Source organism: Corynebacterium spheniscorum (genome assembly GCF_900113445.1).
Lineage (GTDB): Bacteria > Actinomycetota > Actinomycetes > Mycobacteriales > Mycobacteriaceae > Corynebacterium > Corynebacterium spheniscorum.
In genome coordinates this window covers 125382-145778 of sequence record NZ_FOPJ01000002.1, presented here as the reverse complement: position 1 = coordinate 145778, position 20397 = coordinate 125382, and the positions used below count along the sequence as shown (strand labels likewise).

At 56.8% G+C, this 20397-nt stretch carries 15 protein-coding genes and 1 pseudogene; 3 read left to right on the top strand and 13 right to left on the bottom strand.

Annotation, left to right across the window (positions count from 1 at the left end; all coding sequences use genetic code 11):
- Positions 1-79: 79 nt before the first annotated feature.
- Together BMZ01_RS02220 and BMZ01_RS02215 are read right to left on the bottom strand one after the other, a co-directional pair.
- The gene (locus tag BMZ01_RS02220; protein WP_177180031.1) at positions 80-2818 is read right to left on the bottom strand and encodes a valine--tRNA ligase; all 2739 of its coding nucleotides are present in this window, start codon (positions 2816-2818) and stop codon (positions 80-82) included.
- Positions 2819-3087: 269 nt separating this feature from the next.
- The gene (locus BMZ01_RS02215) at positions 3088-4065 is read right to left on the bottom strand and encodes a malate dehydrogenase (RefSeq protein ID WP_092283985.1); all 978 of its coding nucleotides are present in this window, start codon (positions 4063-4065) and stop codon (positions 3088-3090) included.
- A 581-nt stretch (positions 4066-4646) separates the two neighbouring features.
- Between BMZ01_RS02215 and BMZ01_RS02210 the strand changes: the two genes are divergently transcribed.
- Positions 4647-5546 (top strand): TetR/AcrR family transcriptional regulator, encoded by a 900-nt coding sequence (locus tag BMZ01_RS02210; RefSeq protein WP_223845996.1) that lies wholly within the window; start codon positions 4647-4649, stop codon positions 5544-5546.
- Positions 5547-5807: 261 nt separating this feature from the next.
- Here the strand turns inward: BMZ01_RS02210 and clpX are convergent, their stop codons facing one another.
- The 3 genes from clpX to BMZ01_RS02195 form a co-directional block, all read right to left on the bottom strand.
- Positions 5808-7088, bottom strand: coding sequence for an ATP-dependent Clp protease ATP-binding subunit ClpX (clpX, locus tag BMZ01_RS02205; RefSeq protein ID WP_092283981.1), 1281 nt, complete (start codon positions 7086-7088; stop codon positions 5808-5810).
- Positions 7089-7363: 275 nt separating this feature from the next.
- Positions 7364-8296: an ornithine cyclodeaminase family protein gene (locus BMZ01_RS02200; RefSeq protein WP_092283979.1), complete on the bottom strand. Its 933-nt coding sequence runs from the start codon at positions 8294-8296 to the stop codon at positions 7364-7366.
- An 86-nt stretch (positions 8297-8382) separates the two neighbouring features.
- Complete coding sequence (locus BMZ01_RS02195; RefSeq protein ID WP_092283977.1) at positions 8383-9990, bottom strand: GntP family permease; 1608 nt, start codon at positions 9988-9990, stop codon at positions 8383-8385.
- 81 nt (positions 9991-10071) lie between these two features.
- Between BMZ01_RS02195 and BMZ01_RS02190 the strand changes: the two genes are divergently transcribed.
- Positions 10072-10695 carry a TetR/AcrR family transcriptional regulator gene (locus BMZ01_RS02190; RefSeq protein ID WP_092284222.1) on the top strand — a complete coding sequence of 208 codons (624 nt, stop codon included), beginning with the start codon at positions 10072-10074 and terminating at the stop codon, positions 10693-10695.
- Here BMZ01_RS02190 and mmsB read toward each other — a convergent pair.
- Together mmsB and BMZ01_RS02180 are read right to left on the bottom strand one after the other, a co-directional pair.
- Positions 10692-11618 carry a 3-hydroxyisobutyrate dehydrogenase gene (mmsB, locus tag BMZ01_RS02185; RefSeq protein WP_092283975.1) on the bottom strand — a complete coding sequence of 309 codons (927 nt, stop codon included), beginning with the start codon at positions 11616-11618 and terminating at the stop codon, positions 10692-10694. The two genes, BMZ01_RS02190 and mmsB, sit on opposite strands and share 4 nt — an antisense overlap.
- Positions 11619-11660: 42 nt before the next feature.
- On the bottom strand, positions 11661-13190 hold the full coding sequence (locus BMZ01_RS02180) for a CoA-acylating methylmalonate-semialdehyde dehydrogenase (protein WP_092283973.1): 1530 nt from the start codon (positions 13188-13190) through the stop codon (positions 11661-11663).
- Positions 13191-13672: 482 nt separating this feature from the next.
- Between BMZ01_RS02180 and BMZ01_RS02175 the strand changes: the two genes are divergently transcribed.
- A complete protein-coding gene (locus BMZ01_RS02175) occupies positions 13673-14725 on the top strand; it encodes a zinc-dependent alcohol dehydrogenase family protein (protein WP_092283971.1) in 1053 nt (350 codons plus the stop codon).
- A gap of 167 nt (positions 14726-14892) precedes the next feature.
- Here BMZ01_RS02175 and BMZ01_RS02170 read toward each other — a convergent pair whose 3' ends face one another.
- The 6 genes and pseudogenes from BMZ01_RS02170 to BMZ01_RS02155 form a co-directional block, all read right to left on the bottom strand.
- Complete coding sequence (locus BMZ01_RS02170; protein WP_223845995.1) at positions 14893-16122, bottom strand: APC family permease; 1230 nt, start codon at positions 16120-16122, stop codon at positions 14893-14895.
- A 15-nt stretch (positions 16123-16137) separates the two neighbouring features.
- Complete coding sequence (locus tag BMZ01_RS11340; RefSeq protein ID WP_223845994.1) at positions 16138-16455, bottom strand: APC family permease; 318 nt, start codon at positions 16453-16455, stop codon at positions 16138-16140.
- A complete protein-coding gene (locus BMZ01_RS11450; protein WP_263364377.1) occupies positions 16439-16924 on the bottom strand; it encodes a universal stress protein in 486 nt (161 codons plus the stop codon). Before BMZ01_RS11450 ends, BMZ01_RS11340 begins: the two co-directional genes overlap by 17 nt.
- A pseudogene (locus BMZ01_RS11445) lies at positions 16919-17305 on the bottom strand (universal stress protein); the annotation flags it as partial. The pseudogene BMZ01_RS11445 and the gene BMZ01_RS11450, both read right to left, overlap by 6 nt.
- Before the next feature lie 18 nt (positions 17306-17323).
- Positions 17324-18700 carry a flavin monoamine oxidase family protein gene (locus tag BMZ01_RS02160; RefSeq protein ID WP_092283967.1) on the bottom strand — a complete coding sequence of 459 codons (1377 nt, stop codon included), beginning with the start codon at positions 18698-18700 and terminating at the stop codon, positions 17324-17326.
- Between the two features lie 193 nt (positions 18701-18893).
- Entirely contained in the window at positions 18894-20315 is a 1422-nt protein-coding gene (locus BMZ01_RS02155) for an aminobutyraldehyde dehydrogenase (protein WP_092283965.1), read from the bottom strand.
- Positions 20316-20397 lie beyond the last annotated feature (82 nt).

Here is a 20397-nt window from a genome sequence, read left to right as displayed (position 1 = left end):
GCAGACCCAGCCTCCTGCGCACCCGCAGAATCCTGCGGGGTAGTACTGCGGGTCTCGGGAGTCTGCTCTTCTTCTTGGCTCACTTTTGGCGTGCCTTTTCCAACTCATCAAGGGAAGCCAGGCGTGCGCTAATACGCTCAACTTCTTCCTTGGCGATCTGCTGGCGTTCGCGGATCTTTTCCACCACCGCTTCGGGGGCTTTGGCAAGGAAGTTCTCATTGCTGAGCTTCTTGGCGGTGCCCTCAAGCTCCTTATTGGCGGCGGCAAGGTCCTTATCCAGCCGCTTGCGTTCGGCGGCAATATCCACCGTGCCGGAGGTATCCACCGCCACCTCCACCGTCACATTGGTAGAAAGGCGCAGCTCGATGCTGGCGGTTTCAGTGAAGTCCTCCGCGGGGGTATCCACGCGTGCAAGGGAGCGCACCAATTCCTCTTGGCCGGCAAGATCGCAGGCGACAAAATCAATGCGGGCCGGAACCTTCTGGGAGGGTTTGACGCCCTGGTCAGAGCGGAAACGGCGGATCTCGGTAATGAGTTTCTCCGCATCCTTAATGCGGCGCGCGGCAACCGTGTCCACCTCCGCACCACCATTGGTGTCTTCGGCGGTCGGCCAGCTGGCCACCATCAGGGACTCCTCCCCCGTGAGTGCCGTCCAGAGGGTTTCGGTGACAAAGGGCATGGCGGGATGCAGCAGCTTCAAAATCACGTTGAGCACGCGCCCCAGCACAACCGGGGTGTTGCGGCCCTGCTGCTCGGTCTTGGCCGTCGATTCGCCCTCGCGCGGGATCTGGGTCTTGGCGATCTCCAAGTACCAGTCGCAGAACTCACCCCAGGTGAAGTGGTAGAGCTCCTCATTGGCCTTGGCGAATTGGTAGCGGTCCAGGTAGTCATCCACATCGGCGCGCACCTGCTCCAGGCGGTCCAGGATCCAGCGGTCCGCATCCGTAAGCTCCTCGCGCGGCGGGAGTTCACCTAGGTGCGCACCATTCATCAGTGCGAAGCGGGTGGCGTTGAAAAGCTTGGTGGCGAAGTTGCGGGAACTTTGGGCGGAATCATCACCCACCGGCAGGTCCGTGCCGGGGTTCGCGCCGCGGGCCAGGGTAAAGCGCAGGGAGTCGGCACCATAGTCACGCACCCAATCCATGGGGTCAATGCCATTGCCCAAAGATTTACTCATCTTGCGGCCATGCTCATCGCGCACCAGGCCGTGCAGGTAGAGGTCCTTAAAGGGCACCTGGGGGCGGCCTTCGGGGCCCTCGCCGACGATCTCTGGGGTAATGGTGCTGGCGAAGGTCGCGAACATCATCATGCGCGCAGCCCAGAAGAAAATAATGTCATAGCCAGTGCACAGCACACTGGTGGGGTAGAACTTCTCAAGCTCCGGGGTTTTCTCCGGCCAACCCATGGTGCTAAAAGGCCACAGCGCAGAAGAGAACCAGGTATCCAACACATCCGGGTCCTGATGCCAACCCTCACCCTGCGGGGCTTGTTCATCGGGGCCAACGCACACCACTTCCCCATTGGGGCCATACCAAATCGGGATGCGATGCCCCCACCACAGCTGCCGGGAGATACACCAATCGTGCATATCATCCACCCACTCAAAGTAGCGAGCCTCTTGCGCCGGCGGATGGATCACCATATCACCTTGGCGCACCGCATCAGCGGACATCTTGGCGAGCTTTTCCACCTTCACAAACCACTGTTCAGAAAGGCGCGGCTCCACGGCCTCCCCGGAACGCTCCGAGTGCCCCACCGAGTGCACATAGGGGCGCACTTCCTTCACGATGCGGCCCTGCTTAGCGAGGGCTTCGCGCACCTTCACACGCGCCTCTTCGCGCGACATGCCATCAAATTCAGTACCGGTATTGGCGATGTGCCCGGTCTCATCCATGATGGTGTGCATGGGCAGGTCATGGCGCTGCGCCATGGCATAGTCATTCGGGTCATGAGCTGGGGTGATCTTCACCGCGCCGGTACCGAACTCGGGGTCCACATAATCATCGGCGATCACGGTGAGCGTGAGATCATCGCGGAAGGGGTGCGGCAAGGTGGTGCCGACTAGGTCGCGGTAGCGCTCATCTTCAGGGTGCACGGCCACAGCCACGTCACCGAGCATGGTTTCCACACGAGTGGTGGCCACCACCACGTGCGGTTCATCATCGTTTAGCGAACCGTAGCGCATGCTGACGAGCTCGCCTTCGACGTCCTTGTACACCACTTCAATGTCAGACACCGCGGTGCGCAGCACTGGCGACCAGTTGACCAGGCGATTTGCGCGGTAGATCAGGCCGCGGTCAAAGAGCTCCTTAAAGATGGTGTGCACCGCGCGGGAAAGGCCTTCATCAAGGGTGAAGCGTTCCCGCGACCAGTCCACCGAATCACCGATGGCACGCATTTGTTCGGCGATATGGCCCCCGTAGTTGCGCTTCCATTCCCAGACGCGCTCGATGAACTCTTCGCGGCCGTAGTCGAAGCGGTCTTTGCCTTCGGTTTCTTTGAGCATGACTTCGACTTTGCTTTGGGTAGCAATGCCGGCATGGTCCATGCCGGGTAGCCACAGCACCTCGTAGCCTTGCATGCGTTTGCGGCGTGCCATGGCGTCCATGAGGGTGTGGTCCAGGGCGTGGCCCATGTGGAGCTGCCCGGTCACGTTCGGTGGCGGCAGCACAATCGAAAAAGCTGGTTTTTGGCTTTTAGGGTTGGCGGCGAAGTAGCCCGCATCCAGCCAGGTTTGGTACAGCTTTGCCTCTACTGCTTTCGGGTCCCAGGACTTCGGAAGGGCGTCGGCACGATTGCGGTTGGAGTTGGATTCCATAGTCTGCTCAGTCACGCCGATTATCTTAGACGGCCAGCCGGGTCACTGCCGCGAGCAGGGGGTTAAGGCTTGGGCTTTGCTTCGAGATCGTGCGGTGCTGTGGGGTACATGCGGGCTTGGCGGGAGGTGTTCTACGAGGGTTGGGCGCACGCGAAACCCCAAGCCCACGCGAGTAGCCCTTGGCTGGGCCGTGTTGTTGGTTGGCCCAGTGTGGGGCCTTCCGTGCGTGATGCTTGGGGTTATGTTGCCAGCAGTTGCGGTTTGTTGCGTTAGTTGAGCAGGTCCTTGACGGCTTCGCGCTCTTCCTTCAGCTCATCCACATTGCGTTGGATGCGTTCGCGCTGGAAGTCGCTCAGCTCCAGGCCTTCCACAATTTCCCAACGGCCATCCTTGGCGATGGTGGGCTGACCAAAGATCAAGCCCTCCTCAATGCCATAGGCACCGGTGCTAGGCAGTGCCGCGGTCACCCAGCGTCCATCAGAACCATTGATCCAATCATGCATGTGATCCACTGCGGCAGAAGCAGCGGAAGCAGCGGAGGAGTTACCGCGCACCTCAATGATCTCGGCGCCGCGCTTAGCGATCCGCGGGATGAACTCATCCACGTACCACTTTTCATCCACTAGTTCGGAGACCTTCTGGCCACCGACCTCAGCAAAGGTGATGTCCGGGAATTGGGTGGCGGAGTGGTTGCCCCACACCACTACCTTTTGGAACTCATCCGAGTTCTTACCCAGCTTGGTGGCCAGCTGGCTAAGAGCCCGGTTGTGGTCCAGTCGCATCATTGCGGTGAAGCGATCGGCCGGTACATCCTGGGCAGCATGCTGGCAGATCAAGGCATTGGTGTTGGCGGGGTTGCCCACCACCAGCACGCGAATATCCTCGGCAGCATGGTCATTAATGGCCTTGCCCTGGGGGCCAAAGATCTTGCCATTGGCGCTGAGGAGAGCGGAGCGTTCCTCGCCCTTGCCGCGCGGCTTGGATCCCACCAGGAATGCAGCATTGGCACCATCGAAGGCTTTATTCGCATCATCGGTGATCGTGATGCCGCGTAGCAGCGGGAAGGCGGAGTCGTCCAACTCCATGGCCACACCTTCAGCGGCACCTACTGCCTGGGGGATCTCCAACAAGGAGAGCTCCACCGGGGTGTCCTTGCCGTAGACATCACCATTGGCGATGCGCCACAGCAGGGAGTAGGAAATATTGCCGGCTGCTCCGGTTACTGCAATTTTCTTAACAGAAGTCATCGTGTGCGATGCTCCTTTCTCGCGCCCGGTGGTTTCCCACGTTTTTCGGCGCGGTGCTGGGGGTCACTCATCATTGCAGGAGCCTAAGGCCCCAGGCTGATCCCTGCGGATCCGTGAACCTGCACGGCGTGTCTACAGCGGATCTACGCGCTGCGGCCGAGCGCTCCTACAATCTTTCCCAGACCACTGTAATGCGCCTCTTCGGTTTAGGGGTAAGTGTTAGCCAGAATCACACTCCGCGAAGCTCTGCCCCCAAATGAGGTGAGCTCTACCCCCATACGTGGTGCCAAAATGTCATGGTCTGACCGTCATGAGCTGGCAGTTTCCTGAGAATTTTCGAATGTTGCTGCCAGGGGGTCCGACTGTGCTTATTTTGAGGCATAGTAGTCAACAGAGGTATTTCAACACCTTCACCCCATCATGATCGCGGCGGGACATGATGCGGTGGCAGATGAAAAGTGACGTGCCCGCAAGTACCACAGCGTGCTTCAGGCACTACTTTTCCTACTTACCTTCTTGGCATGGCATACCGCCCGCCAAGCTTCCCCGCAGTACCTGTTTTCACAAGGAGATTAACCACCGTGTTGCCCCACGACCCCGCTACCCGGCGCCCCGGCGTAGCCGCCCCTTATGGGGACAATGGCTTTTCTAAGCCTGCTGCCGGTGGCACGCTGCCGACAGCGAACGGTGATAGCGGCGACTATCTGAGCGCTAGTTCTTCGAACCAATACTCCCGGCCCCCCTCTCCTCATACCCGCCCTGCCACGCGCTATAACCGCCCGGCACATAGCAACTCCACCACCACCCCGGATGATGTGGTGGAGGTGGCTTTGGAGTTCTTCTCCGCCCGCGGTTTCGAAGGCGCCAAGCTTGAGCACATCGCCCGCGAATCCGGCATGTCCAAGCGCATGATCCACTATCACTTCGGTGATAAAAAGGGGCTTTACCTCAAGGCTTTAAGCCTGGCGATCACCCGCCTGCAGCCGGACCCCGAGGCCATGAAGCTTGATTCCAGCGTGCCGGTAGAAGGTGTCCGCAAGCTGGTGGACGCCATCTATGATCAATTCGCTGAGCACCCACAATCGGTGCGCATGATGATCATGGAAAATATCCACAACAGCGTGGACCTTGCGCGCATCGCCCCGATCCGCGAGTCCTCCACGGTGGCCTTGCACCTGGATAAACTCCTCATGTTGGGCCAGGATGCCGGTGCTTTCCGCCCCGGGATCTCCGCTGATGATGTTTTCTACCTCATCGCCTCGCTGTGTTTCTACCGCGTCTCTGCTGCGGCTTCTACCCAAAATATTTTCTCGGTGAACCTCTACTCCCCGGAAAATCAAGAAGCCGCCCGCCAGCTCGTGGTCGACACGGTGCTCGCTTTCCTTACCGCGAATATCCCCGACTCCGGCCAAGGAAGTTATCTCATCCCCGATGCAGATGACTCCACCACTGGCCGCATCGACGATATTTATAGCGCCTAACCCCCCAACGTACAGCCCCGCTAGCCCGTATCATCCGGGGAGCGCGGGGTTGTGCTTTGTTTCGGCGGCAATAAATTCCCACACATCGGGGCATGCACGTTCTGTAGGTGCTTGGTTTCCTTACCATCTTCGGGGCTAGTGCCTAGGCTGAGCATCCCCGAGATCAGGGGTTCCCCGGGTACAACACAAGGTGCGGCGTACCGCAGAAGAACCACGGTATGCCGCACCTTCACCGTTTTCAGCGCGGGCTATGCCCAGCGATTAAGCCGTTTTCTCCTCTTCATCGCGGCATAGTAGCTCCGGTTCTGCTTCACCGCGCACCACCGCTGCATTAATAACCACCTCAGCGATATCCTCGCGATCCGGTAGATCAAACATCACCGGTACCAAGAGTTCCTCCAAGATGGCGCGCAGACCACGAGCCCCGGTTCCGCGCTCCAAGGCCAGATCAGCGATCACTTCTAAGGCCTCATCTTCAAAGGTCAGGCGCGCATTATCCATCTCAAAAAGCCGCTGGTATTGCTTAACCAACGAGTTCTTCGGTTCGGTAAGCACCCGCACTAAGGATTCCTGGTCCAGGTCCTCTACCGTGGCAATCACCGGTACGCGACCAATAAATTCTGGGATAAGCCCGAATTTGACCAGGTCTTCTGGGCGAACCTTGGCGAAAAGGTTCTTATCCTTCGGCTCATTATTGCTATCAATATTCGCTCCGAAGCCTAAGCCCTTCTTCCCTGTGCGGTCCTGAATAACCTTCTCCAGGCCCGCAAAAGCACCCGCCACAATGAACAAAATATTGGTGGTGTCTAAGGAGATGAAGTCTTGGTTGGGGTGCTTACGCCCACCTTGGGGCGGGATCGCCGCGGTGGTTCCCTCCAGGATCTTCAACAGGGCCTGCTGCACACCTTCACCGGAGACATCCCTGGTGATGGAGGGGTTCTCGGATTTGCGGGTGATCTTATCGACCTCGTCGATATAGATGATGCCGCGCTGGGCGCGCGCTACATCAAAATCAGCGTTTTGGAGCAGCCGCAGCAAAATATTTTCTACATCTTCACCGACATAGCCCGCCTCGGTTAGCGAGGTGGCATCCGCAATGGCGAAGGGCACATCCAAAAGTCGCGCCAAGGTTTGAGCAAGATAGGTTTTACCCGTACCGGTGGGGCCGAGTAGCAAAATATTCGACTTCGCTAGCTCCACATCCCCATCATTCTTACGGGAGCGCACTGCCTTGGTTTCCTCGGTATTGATGCGCTTGTAGTGGTTATACACCGCTACGGAGAGAATCCTCTTAGCATCTTTTTGGCCCACCACATAGCGATCCAGGAAAGTCGAGATCTCCGATGGCTTCGGCAGTCGAGCTTCTTCTTTCTCTTCCTGCCGGGTATGCGTGATCTCTTCTTCAATGATCTCATTGCAGACTTCGATGCACTCATCGCAGATATACACCCCACCACCGGCAATGAGTTTCTTGACCTGCTTCTGGCTCTTACCACAGAAAGAGCACTTCAACAGGTCCGCGCTTTCTTGCATATGTGCCATTGTCCTTTGCGCTTCTCGCTTCCCACAATCACTTGAGTAGCCATATCCGTCACCGCATCCCGCTTCTTACTCACCAAGCGGTATCAGGGACCCAGTCACCCCACTTTAACCAAACTCACGCCCTCCGTCTGCCCGGCCCCGCGGAACACTCTGCGTTTTGACTCGCAGTCGTGTTCGGTAGCCAGACGTCAAGATGCAGGTCAGCTGAGCAAAGGATGCCGGCGATTCACCATCAAAGATTCTTTTCGTCTCTTGGGCGCGTCTACCTTTTGTACCTAGCTCTTCTTCGTCACCGCGCTTGCAATCACCAGATCCTCCCATGGTTGTCCCGCGGTTTTGAACACAATCGGGCGCTGACGATCTAACTCCACTTCGCCGCACACTACCTCGCGAATGGTGAGCAGCTCTTCTTCTTTGAGGTGGCCTTCCTCGATAGCTTGGATAACATCTCCGCATTCCCGCAGTCCTACCCCATGGTCTTCAACAATGACTTGTGCTTCAGCCATGAGCTTTCCGCCTAATTCACGGGCTTCCGGGGTGTGGGAGCCGACTGCCACAATAATGGGGTGTGGGCCAATATCTTGGGCATCAATCAGGGGTTGTGCAGAGGTGGTACAGCACATAATCAACTCAGCTTCTTTAACCACCTGCTGAGCTTGGGTGCTGCCCGCCTCATACCAGGTGCCGAAGATTTTCCCTTCCGGTTTAGTGCGGCTAATCATGCTGATCTCTACCTCCCGAATACCTTCAAGCACCGCCTGAAGGGTACTGGCATGTACCCGGCCTTGGGGGCCGGTGCCGAAGATCACGGTTTTCAGCGGGAGCGCAGCATCAACAATCAGGTCTTTAATCCCGGCAATGGATACTGCCGGGGTACGCACCGATGTTAAGGCTGCACCATCAATCAGTGCACTGGGGGAAAAGGTCTTGGCATCAAAAAGCAGGTACATACCTTGGATGCGGGGGACATCCAACTCAAAACCGGCTGGTGCAACCGTGAGCACTTTAATGCCGGCAACATGCTGGGTCCGAGAAGGCATCATCAGCATTTCCCCGCCACCGGGCAGGCTCATGGCGCTGCGCTCAGCATCGGCTGCGGGATCGAAGCCCTCGATAAGTGCCTGGCGGAGTTCTTCTACCGCGGCCATGGGTGATAATTCGAGGACATCATCAGCGCCAAGGTAGCGCAGTGTGTTGGGGGTACTCATGATACGTTTGCCTGTCCTTTCTCAAGTGTTGTTCTAGTCACACTTGCTATCACCCACGACCTTAGTGAAGAAACTAGGGCGATCTCCTAGCTCAAGATCATCACACCGGCGACCATGGCAGCAATCACCGCGATCGGCAGTAACACCGTGACCACGGCGACATCCTTATAAGACTGGCGATGCGTCATCCCACAGACCAGGAGCATCGTGAGAACCGCACCATTGTGTGGAAGAGAGTCGAAACTCACCGACGCCATCGCACTCACGCGGTGCAGGATCTCCATGCTGATGCCTTGGTCGCTAGCCATCTGCGCCAAGGAGGCACCAAAGGCTTCCATGGTGATGCTCAGACCACCGGAGGCAGAGCCAGTGATACCGGAGATCACGCCGGTAGAAAGCGTGGAGACCACCAAGGCATTATCAGAAACCGAGAACATCCCATCACGAATAACCGTGAAGATCGCCAGCGACGCCACCACCGCGCCATAGCCAACTTCACTGGCAGTGGTGAAAGCGGGGAGGATAGAGGTTTTAGCTCCTTCAGAAAGTGCCCCGATATTTTCGCGTATCTGACCGGGGCGCATAACCAACATCAACAAGATCGCGCTAGCCAAAGCGACAACCACCGACCAGGTTCCCATCACTTTATCCAGGCTCACACCCCCAAATTTTTCTTCCGCCAAGTAATCAAAATTCATGTAGTTAGACAGCACATACACGAAGAGGAAGTTCATGACGATGACCACCATGATCGGCAACAACCCAATGCCGCCAAGCTTGAGTGCTTCTGCTTTCGTCATTGTAGCCGCGCTGAGCTTGCGCTGTTTCCTTAAAAGCTCACCAGCGCTAACCCCTGGTTCCTTCAACGTGGATTGAATCCAGCCGGGGCCATGATGTTCGGTTTCATGCTTGGCCGCTGGTTCACTATGGCCCACCACGCGGTGAGCTTCACCGACTTCCGCATTGCCTTCCCCACGCGGGCCTGCAGCAGCTACTACTGCCCCACTTTGTTCTTTGCGCTTTTCCCGCCGGCTCTGTTTATCCGGTAGCGGTTCGAAGTATTCACCGCGGGCGTTGAGCTGGCGGGTGCGGAAATGCAGCCATGCCATGCCAAGTACCAACATGATGGCTGTCGCGATAAGCCCAAAGAAGGGGGCTGCGTAGGTGGTAGTGCCAAAGTACTTCGTTGGGATTGCGTTGTGGATCTGGGGGCTACCGGGTAGCGCTGCCAGCGCAAATGTGATGGTGCCAAAAGCGATGGCCGCTGGCATGAGACGCCGAGGCACATGAGCTTCTTTAAAAAGCTCCATGGCGATCGGCATGATCGTAAAGACCACCACCCAGGCGCTCACCCCGCCATAGGTTAAAAGCGCAGTGGCCAACACGGTGGTGGCAAGTGCGCGTTGGGCACCGAAAAGTACGGACAAGGAGCGCGCGAGTTGGGATGCCAAACCGCTGACGGTCATGAGGTGCCCGAAGATCGCTCCACAGAGGAAGAGCGGCATATAGGCGGTAATGAAACGTCCGGCCGCGGGCATAAAGATTTGAGTATAAGTGGCAAGCAGCGGTGCTCCGGAGAAAAGCGTTGCGATGATGGCGGCGATGGGGGCCACGACTACCACAGAATGGCCGCGGTATGCCAGGCCAACGAGGACAGCAAGTGATACAAAGATTCCGATAAGTGGGATGATCATGGTTGGTAGGACACTCCCTGTTGTACGTGCGGATGGATTAAGGGGTGTAGCTTTAGCCCCAATGGGGTTATGATGTGCGCTATGACACACCTTGGGGCTGATAATTTCGAGCAGGAAGCTATATCAGCTTCCGATGCCGGCAGCGCGAAGCGCCGGATTGTGCAGTGCGCTCGTGAGCTGTTTACGCGTTATTCCTTCAACCAAGTGTCGCTTAAGGACATCGCCGAAGCTGCGCACGTGAGTGCCCCGCTGATCGTGAAGCACTTCGTTAATAAATCGAATCTTTTCGCCCAAACGGTTGACTTTAAGAACTCCTGCGCCAATCTTTTTGCCGAGGATTTCCCACACTTGGGCTTAGGTGCGGTGCAAGAAACCTTAACTGCACCGCATACTGCGCCTTATTCGATGATTCGCGTCATCACGGTCACCGATGGTGAAGATGAGTCCATGGCCCACATTGGTGCTCGGATTCGAGAAGATCTGATTGATTATTTAGCGGAGCGTATCCGCAATGAGGCCCCGTACCACACTCCAGATCCGTATCTTCGCGCCCAGTGCGCCATTGCTTTATTGGCTGGGTTATCGATGATGCGTCGCTTCGGTGACCCGGAGTTCGCGGAGTTAGACCTTGTACCATTGCGGGACTATTACGCCCGGACGCTGCAGGGGATCCTGGATGGTGATCCAGAATCCCCTGCACATTAACCGTCCTTCTTCTCATCGATCAGGCGAATGATGGCCGAGAAGTCTAAGCCTGCATTGCCCTGCTCGCAGAAGGTTTCGTACATCTGCCAAGCCTGCATGCCCATGTTGGCGGTGGTGCCGGTTTGTTCCAAAACTTCCTTAGCCAAGCGCAGATCCTTCAGCATTAACGCTGAGGCATAGCCAGGCTGGTAGTCATGGTTGGCTGGGGATTCTGGCACCGGACCAGGTACTGGGCAGTTCTTGGTCAATGCCCAGCAAGATCCAGTGGAGTTGGAGACCACTTCCATATAGGTCTTGGGGTCAATACCGAGGCGGTCCGCCAAGATCATGGATTCGGCCACAACGATCTGTTGGACGCCCAGGACCAGATTGTTGCAGATCTTCACAGTCTGCCCAGATCCCACAGCACCGCAGTGGGTAATGGATCCACCGAGGATATCCAAGAGCGGATAGGCGCGTTGAATGGCGTCCTCACCACCGCCGACCATGAAGGCCAAGGTCCCAGCGCTTGCGCCGACAACACCACCGGATACGGGGGCATCAATGAAGTAGTAGCCCTTCTCACTGGTGAGTTTGCCGAGTTCTTGGGCATCGACCACAGAGATGGTGCTGCTGTCGATAAAGAGCGTTCCCTCGGGGAGTAGCTCCATAGCTTTGGTGATGGTGTCGCGCACCAAGTCACCATTAGGCAGCATGGTCCATACGACAGTAGCTCCTTCGACTGCCTTGGTAAGGTCGGCGGAGGCATCAATACCGTTTCCGCGGGCTTTCTCGCAGGCTTCTTCAACAACATCGAAACCGCTGACTTTTAGGCCGGCTTTGGCCAGGTTGGTGGCCATGGGCAGGCCCATGTGTCCGAGCCCAATGAATGCGAGTGCGGGTTCTTGTGCTGAGAGGCGGTTGGGGTCGTGTGGCGTACTCATTAGTTTCCCTCCTTTAGATACGCGTCGAATTGACTTGGTGGCCTAGTCCATCAACGGCATGGCGAAGTCTGCTCCCCCATGGTCGTCGGTGTCGAAGGGCCAGGAAGAGGTGACCGTCTTGGTGCGGGTATAGAAACGGAAGGAGTCCGGTCCGTGCTGGTTGAGATCACCGAAGCCACTGGCCTTCCAGCCGCCGAAGGTGTGGTAGGCGATCGGCACGGGGATCGGGACGTTCACGCCGACCATGCCGACCTGTACGCGGCGGGCGAATTCACGGGCGGCGGCACCATTGCGGGTGAAGATGGAGACGCCGTTGCCGTAGACGTGTTCGCTGGGCAAAGCGAGGGCCTCTTCGAAGCTTTCGGCTCGCATCATGCAGAGCACTGGGCCGAAGATCTCTTCGGTGTAAATGGACATCTTCGGGGTGACGTGGTCGAAGAATGTGGGCCCGATGAAGTAGCCTTCGGCGAGCGACTCGCTTTCGAAGCTTTCATCCGTGGCGCCATTTTCGCGCCCATCAACCAGGATTTCTGCGCCAGCATCCACCCCTTCGCCGATGAGCTTCTTAATGCGGGCAAGGGCATCAGCGGAGACCACCGGGCCGTAGTCAGCATCCGGGTCGAGGCTATGGCCAACCTTAAGTTTGTCGATGCGCTCGAGCATCTTCTCGCGTAGAGTATCTGCGGTCTTCTGCCCCACCGGAACTGCCACAGAAATAGCCATGCAGCGTTCACCTGCGGAGCCATAGGCAGCCCCAACGAGGGCGTCTGCGGCGCGGTCAAGATCTGCGTCCGGCAGGATGATCATGTGGTTCTTAGCCCCACCGAAGCACTGTGCACGCTTACCGGTGGCAGCGCAACGCTCATAGATATATTGCGCGATGCCAGTGGAGCCAACGAAGCCAACAGCCTGGATAATCTCGGAATCCAAGATGGCGTCAACAGCCTCTTTATCGCCGTGCACGACATTGAGCACACCTGCGGGCCCGCCGGCTTCTAAGAAGAGTTCACCTAAGCGAACCGGGACAGAAGGGTCACGCTCGGAAGGCTTCATGATGACCGCATTGCCGGCAGCCAAGGCGGGACCGGACTGCCACAGCGGGATCATGGCCGGGAAGTTGAAGGGGGTAATACCGGCGACCACGCCCAGGGGTTGACGCATCGAGTAGGTATCAATGCCGGTACCAACAGCGTCGGAGTATTCACCCTTGAGTTGGTGCGGGGCCCCCAAGGCAAATTCCAGGACGTCTACGCCGCGGGAGATATCACCCTTAGCGTCGATAAAGGTTTTGCCATGCTCCAGCGAAAGCAACTTGGCCAGTTCATCCATGTTGTCATTGATGAGCTGGATCCACTTCATGATGATGCGGATGCGGCGTTGGGGGTTGAGTTTCGCCCAACCTTCTTGGGCTTTAGCTGCCTGCCGGATGGCTTCGTTGACTTCCTCAGTGCTTGCCAGCGGAACGCGGGCTTGGGCTTTACCGAGGGAGGGGTTCATCACGTCCGCGAAGCGGGCGCCTTCGTTTCCTTCCGTGGCCGTGCCATTGATGAGGTGGGGGATGGTGCGGGTCATAGCTCCGAGTTCCTCCTTGAGGGGGTCAAGATGTGGGGTTATCCGATAACGCGGCTATGTTGGTTGCGCATCGTGGGGGCAAGCCTTAAAAAATGTGATCGTGTCCTGTGACACTCACAACAAGTTGATGTGGCCTAGGCCTCACAATAGGGCCATTTCACCCGCCGGGATAGAGGGGAATGACGTTTACCCCCACGGTCTGACCATCCCCTGACTGAACCTCCCGAAGCCAATTGTGCAGCATAGTGACCCCGCCACCCCTACCGAGAAGCTATAGCAGTTTAACCTTTTGACATTTGTAAGGAGGGGGACGGTCAACAATAAATGGTAATTATTTCCACTTGTGTAGATTAAGAAAATTTAGGAAAACTCTTCCCATTGGGGCTTATAGCGGTAATAATGTGAGCATAGCCATCACTGACTATCCTCTCGCCTTGATTCTCAAGTTTTTGAAAATCAGATCACATAAGGAGTACAGATATATGAAGGCTCTCGTCTATCACGGACCCGGCAAGCGCAGCTGGGAAGATCATCCTGACCCGGAAATTCTCGAACCTACCGACGTGATTTGCAAGGTCGATACCACCACCATTTGCGGGTCTGACCTGCACATTCTTAAGGGCGATGTCCCTGCCGTTACTGACGGTCGAGTTCTAGGTCACGAAGCTGTTGGCACCATCACTAAGGTTGGCGCGTCAGTTACCGACCTGAAGGTTGGCGACCGCATCATCATCCCCGCAATTACCTCCTGCGGTAAGTGCTCATTCTGCAAAGTCGGGCACTATTCACATTGCCAAACTGTTGGTGGTGTTGGTTGGATCTTCGGTCACCTCATTGATGGAACTCAGGCCGAATATGTGCGCGTCCCCTACGCCGAGACTTCGGTTTATAAAGTCCCTGAAGGACTCGATGATGAAGATGTCCTCTTCCTCACCGATGCCCTGCCCACCGGTTTTGAAATCGGTGTGCTTAATGGCCGCACCAAACCCGGCGATACTGTCGCGGTAATTGGCGCTGGCCCGGTCGGCTTGGGGGCAATTATGACCGCCCAGCTGGCTGGTGCAGGTCGCGTCATCACTGTCGATATGGATGACAACCGCATGAATAAGGCCCTGGAGCTCGGTGCCACCGACAAGGTGAACGCTGCTGATCCGGATGCCATCGAGAAGATCAAGGCCCTGAGCCACGATGGTTTGGGCGTTGATGTCGCCATTGAAGCGGTGGGTATTCCCGCCACCTTCCAAACCTGCTTGGATGTTGTTCGCCCGCACGGCAATGTTGCCAATGTCGGTGTGCACGGCACCTCGGTGCAGCTACCCATTGAGAATCTGTGGATTCACAACATCAATATCTCCATGGGCCTGATCGATGGCTACTCCATCGAGAACCTGCTACGCATGGTCGAATCCGGCAAGCTTGATGCGCGCCAGATGGCCACGCACTATTTCAAGATGAGCCAGTTCGAAGAAGCATATGACTTCTTCGCTAACGCCGCTGAGAACCATGCTGTGAAGCTGGTTATCACCACTGACTAAAACTCTCTTTCTCTGTGAGGGGCCTCGCGGCCATAACGATCGGTCCTCATCATCTCCTAAAGGGATAATGAGGACCTTTCGCTTTATAAGCTTCTGCGGTTTCCTCAGGCTCTTTCACGAGACCAGACACTCAACAACGAAGGTAAGGGAAGAGCCTACGGGGACCATTATTGGAGGTCGAAGGCCTCGTCGACGGTGGCCAGCGGTGTATCTTCATCCGGTAGGCCGCGTTTGAGAGTCCCTCGGCTGCGGAAAAATTCTGGGTTCTTCCACCAGGTCAGCAGCATGACGAACACTCCGCTGATCAGCACGACCGCACCGAGGACAAACACCAGGCCTAGTCCAAAAATCTCGGAACCAGAGCCATAGCTGGGATCCATGGCGTCATACGAGGTCTGGACGAAGAAGATCATCAGTAGCACTCCTCCAATGGCGGGAAGAATGCACTTCATCAGCATATTGCGGAAGCTTTCTACGGCTTGTTTGCGCAGATACCACACGCAAGCAAAGGCAGTTATCGCGTAGTAGAAGCAGACCATCATGCCTAGTGCCGTGATGGTGTCCCATAGGACGGCTTCGGAGATCATTCTCATCACTGCGTAGAAGATGAAAGCGACGAACGCGGAGGCGATGGTGGCTGTAGATGGTGATTGAAACTTGGGATCGACCTTCGCGAAACGCGGAGGTAGTGCCCCATAAAAGCCCATGGCCAGCATGGTGCGTGCGGGGCTGATAAAGGTGGATTGAAGTGAAGCGGCAGATGATCCCAAAACAGCTAGTGCCATCAGGATCGCGAGTGGTCCCATCACGGGACCAGCAAGCACCGCAAAAATATTATCGTGGATCGCTGGGTTCGCCAACCCGAGTTCCCCATCGGAGGTACCGGAGTAACTGATCACACCGATGGAGATCAGTTGGTATAGCGAGACAACGAGGAAGATTGTTAGCGTTGCGGCTTTACCTGGGGTGTTATGCGATCCTTTGGTCTCTTCGGTCATGGTGAGCACAACATCCCAGCCCCAGTAGATGAACACTGATAGTGCGATACCTGCAGCGAAAGCTGAGAAGCTTCCTACACCGAAGGGGTTGAACCACTCCCAAGAAAACGGCGTGCGGTCGAAGGCATTTACTCCGCCATGGGCATAGGCCTTATACAGGGCCATGCAGGAGAAAAGCACGAGGACGCCGAGCTGGAATGCCACTAAGACGTATTGCACGGATTTGGTGGCTTCCATACCACGGTAGGAAATCGTGGCTGCCACAACCATGAACACTAAGCAGGTCAGCACATTGATGAGCGCGTTATCTGCCCAAGTTGCGATCTCCGGTTTCCGGAAGAGCTCGGAGAGCAGGATGTAGAAGAACGTCACGGCGATACCCGCCAAGTTGGAGAGCACCAAAATGGTTGCCGCTCATAACCCCCAACCGCCCAGCCAGCCGATCACCGGGCCGAAGGCTCGAGTTGCCCACGTGAAGGTAGTGCCAGAATCCGGCATGCACATATTGAGTTCGCGGTAGCCAATGGCCACCAAGAGCATCGGGATAAAACCGACCAGGAAAATGGCTGGTAGATGTTGTCCTACTTCGGAAGCAGTCGGCCCAAGAGCACCAGAAAGCGTATATGCAGGGGCGATGCAGCTGATACCAATAACAGCTGCGCTCAGCATGCCAACGGATCCGGAAGATAAACCTTTGCTACGAACAGCATCTGCGTTATGCGCGTTGTTCATCACCTGCATCCCTCCGAGAGAGCTGGTAGTCGCGAGGAACCACTACTAGCGGGATGGTTAAGGTGCGCAGGATGTGCATTGCCGCAGACCCCACGAAAATGGAGTGTTTTTGGGCTACCCGGGAAGAGCCCACCATCATCAGGTCACTATCTTCGAAGCCCACATAATCCAGGGCGCCAGCAACATCATCGGTTTGCCCGACAGCGATCTCTACCTGCCCGATATCTGTGGGTAGATCCTGCCTCGCTTCGTCGAGGATGCGCTGGGTATTCGCTCTGGCCTCTTCAGCAGCTGGGCTGCCATTGCTTGATTCCACGAGCGCGACTAGGCGTAGCGGGAGTCCTGAATTCTTCGCCGAAAGAATTCCTTCCCTTACCAGCGATCCTGAACCTGGTCGCGTGCCGACCGCGCAATTGAGCCGCTTAACGGCGCGTGCCTGGTAGCCACGTGGAGCAAGCGCTACTGGCAGTGGGCTGGAGTAGAGCAGATCATTAGCGACGGTGCCTAAACGATGTCGCTTAATTGGGGAATCGCTTGCGCCACCAACGATGATGGCACCAGCACCGATGGCTTGAGCAGCATGGATAAGCCCCTCGGCAGTAGAGGAATCCGCGTAAAGATGGCCCTGAACTGGGATGTCTTCCGGCACCATGGCAAGTGCTCCTTCAAGCCAGCCATAGGCCTGTTTGAGGATAATGTTGTCGGTATTTCCGGTTGGTGGGTACTCAATACGGAAGGCACTGTGGCGCCGCAGCACCACAACGATATCCAGTTCTGCGTTGAAGGTTCGCGCAAGGCTACTGGCTAATTGAATAGCCTCAGTGCCTTGTGGGGTGGCGGTATAGCCAACGACATAGCGCCTGTGTTGCTATCCCTTCCCCTCAGTGAGCAGTTGGGTCAGGGAGCCGGCCACCTGGCGGCCACGGCGCAAGGCACCATCGACGTGTTGGAAGCCTTCAGCTGCGATGTCGGAGCAAGCAAAATGGATGGGGCCTACTGGTTCGGTGGCGGTGTGGCCCCAGCGAGAAAGCCCACCCATGTCCCAGGAGTTGGCATAGGCGCCGCGGGTCCATTCTTCGGCTGCCCAATCGGACTCGTAGTAGGCGATTGGGTTCATCACCTCATCGCCGAGCATTTTCGCCATGGCTGTGAGGATCTGGTGCTTGCGTTCTTCGACTGGCAGAGCGAACATTTCTTCCGCGGTCTTGTCGGTCACGAAGCCAACGAGGGTGCCGCGGGTTTCGCCGTAGTTGGTGTTGTCGTAGATTTCCTGCACCAGGTTCTTTGAAGAGAAGCAGGTTCCCGAAAGCCCCTTCTCTCGCCACCAGGGGGTCTCATAGGCGGCGTGAACCTTAATCACTAGACCCATGGATTGGTGCTGGTGGGCGATATGGAGTTTGCGTGGAAGCTCCGGCACATAGGTGATGCGGTCATAAAGGTTCGGCGGGATCGCCAAGATGGCGTAGCGAGCGCGGACTTCCACCCCGCCATCACCGCGAGCAATCACACCTTCATCGCTGTACTCCAGGGTACGAACCGGGCAGTTAAGGATAATGTTCTCCTCCCCCACTTTCTCAGCGAGGGTCAGAGATACTTTTTGCATTCCTCCGACAACCCGCTCGTTGAGGATGAAGTTTTCATCCACCAGGTTGGAGAAGCTGCCAGCTGAACAAGCCATAAACACCGCTTGGAGTGCGGAGAACGCATATGCCGGTTTGGTGAGCATGCCTCCGGCAACAAAGATCGCAATATTCTTGCGAGCTTCGGCGTCAGAGGATTGGGTGGCCAGCCACTGTTCAAAGGTTTGGGAATCAAGCTCAGCAGCCTGCGGGTGATCCCAAGGACGAGCCGGGTCCATCGCAGCAGCCAGTTCATCCATCACCTCCACCAGGCGCTTCATTTCCTTCAGCGTCTCTTCTGAGGTGGGGAACCATTCCCCCTGGTAGCGGTGGGTGTTGCCATCGTGATCGAGGTAGATGGAGTCGCCTTCGCGATAGCGCGGGTAAGTGTGCAGCCCCAGTTCGTCCAAGATGGCGAGGAGTTCGGTTTGATCTGGGGAGACCCACTGGCCGCCGATCTCGAACCAGGCGCCATCCATCACATCGGAGCGGGTGCGGCCGCCGATGCGCTCGCGGGCTTCGAGAATGCAGACCGAAGCCCCTGCTTTCTTCAGGTGATAGGCCGCGGAGGTTCCGGCGGGGCCGGCGCCGATAACAACCACATCGACGCTGCGTTGGGTGGACATAATGTTATCCTCTTTTCTACAAAACTGCTGGTCAAGACGTTTTCGTCGTCCTGTTTTTGGCAATAAGAAACCGCCACCTCGACACAGTCACTGTGTTGAGGTGCCAGTTTCCTTGGGGTTTTTAGATGACCGCGCGGGCTTTACTTAGCTGCAAGGGCCTCAGCCAGTGCGAGGCTCCAGTGAGCCGCGGGCCTTAAATAGCCGTCATCACGTGCTTAATGCGGCTGTACTCCTCAATCGAATAGATAGAGAGGTCATTGCCATGCCCGGAATCCTTGAAGCCACCATGCGGCATCTCAGCGGTCAGCGGGATATGGCAATTGATCCACACGCAACCAAAGTCCAGCTCACGGCTAAAGCGCTGGGCGGTGGCATGGTCAGTGGTCCACACTGAAGAGGCCAGACCATAGTCCACGCCATTGGCCTTCGCCAGCGCATCATCCGCATCGCTGAACGGCTGCACGGTGATCACGGGGCCAAAGATTTCTTCCTGGATAGCCGAATCATCCTGCTTCAGCCCGGTGATGATCGTCGGCTCAATATAGAAGCCCTTATCCCCAATTCGCTTCCCGCCTTGGACGACGTTGGCGTGCTGCGGAAGCCCCTCAATCACCGAAAGCACCTTCTCAAAGTGCTTGCGATTGTTCAGAGCACCATAGAAAGCATCCTCATCATCGGGCGCCCCGCAGCGAATCTCCTTGGCTTGGGCTTTAAGAAGGTCCAGGAATTTATCGTGCACGGACTCTTCCACAATCACGCGCGTCGCAGCTGTGCAATCCTGCCCACCATTAAAAAAGCCCGCTTGAGCAATATTCTCAGCGGCGGCTTCCAGGTCCGCATCAGAAAAAATCACCACCGGGGCCTTGCCGCCCAGCTCAAGGTGCGAAAGCTTAAGGTTGCGCCCGGCAGACTCCCCTACTGCCCGGCCAGCCCCAACCGAACCGGTGATCGCCGCAAGCTTCACCTCAGGGTGCGCCACCAGTTCAGCACCGGTACTGGCATCACCAAGCACAAAGTTGATCACCCCTTCAGGGAAGATCTCAGCAATATACTCAGCCAGCTTCAACGTGGATGAAGGCGTCGTATCCGAAGGCTTCAACACCACGGTATTACCCGCGGCAAGTGCTGGCCCAAGCTTCCACAGGGCCATCATCAGCGGATAGTTCCAGGGAGTTACCTGGGCAACCACGCCCAGTGGTTCGCGGCGAATAGAAGAAGAGAATCCCTCCATATATTCGCCTTGGGCAAGTCCCTGGACAACGCGGGCAGCACCAGCAAAGAAGCGCAACTGGTCCGCACCCACGGCGCATTCTTCGGATTCCACCATGGCGATGAGCTGCCCGGTTTCCTTGGATTGGGTTTCGGCCACCTCGCGGGCATGTTCTTCCAGAGCGTCAGCAAGCTTGAGCAGGCAACGCGCGCGTTCCGATGGCGTGGTCTTCCCCCAGGTCTTGAACGCGGCCGCAGCAGCATCGACAGCATCGTCAATATCCGCGCGGTTACTGATGGGGCTTAGCGCAATGGTTTCTTCGCTAACGGGGCTGACAAGTTCGAGGGTTTCACTGGCGTGGGCAGCAACGAATTGGTTGTTGATGAAATTCTTGAGGGTCTGCATGGCGTAGGTACATCCTCCTTGCAATCTGTCCTAGGCGCTGTGTCCTAGCTGTTCTTTATATAACAGCGTGATCCACAGCACA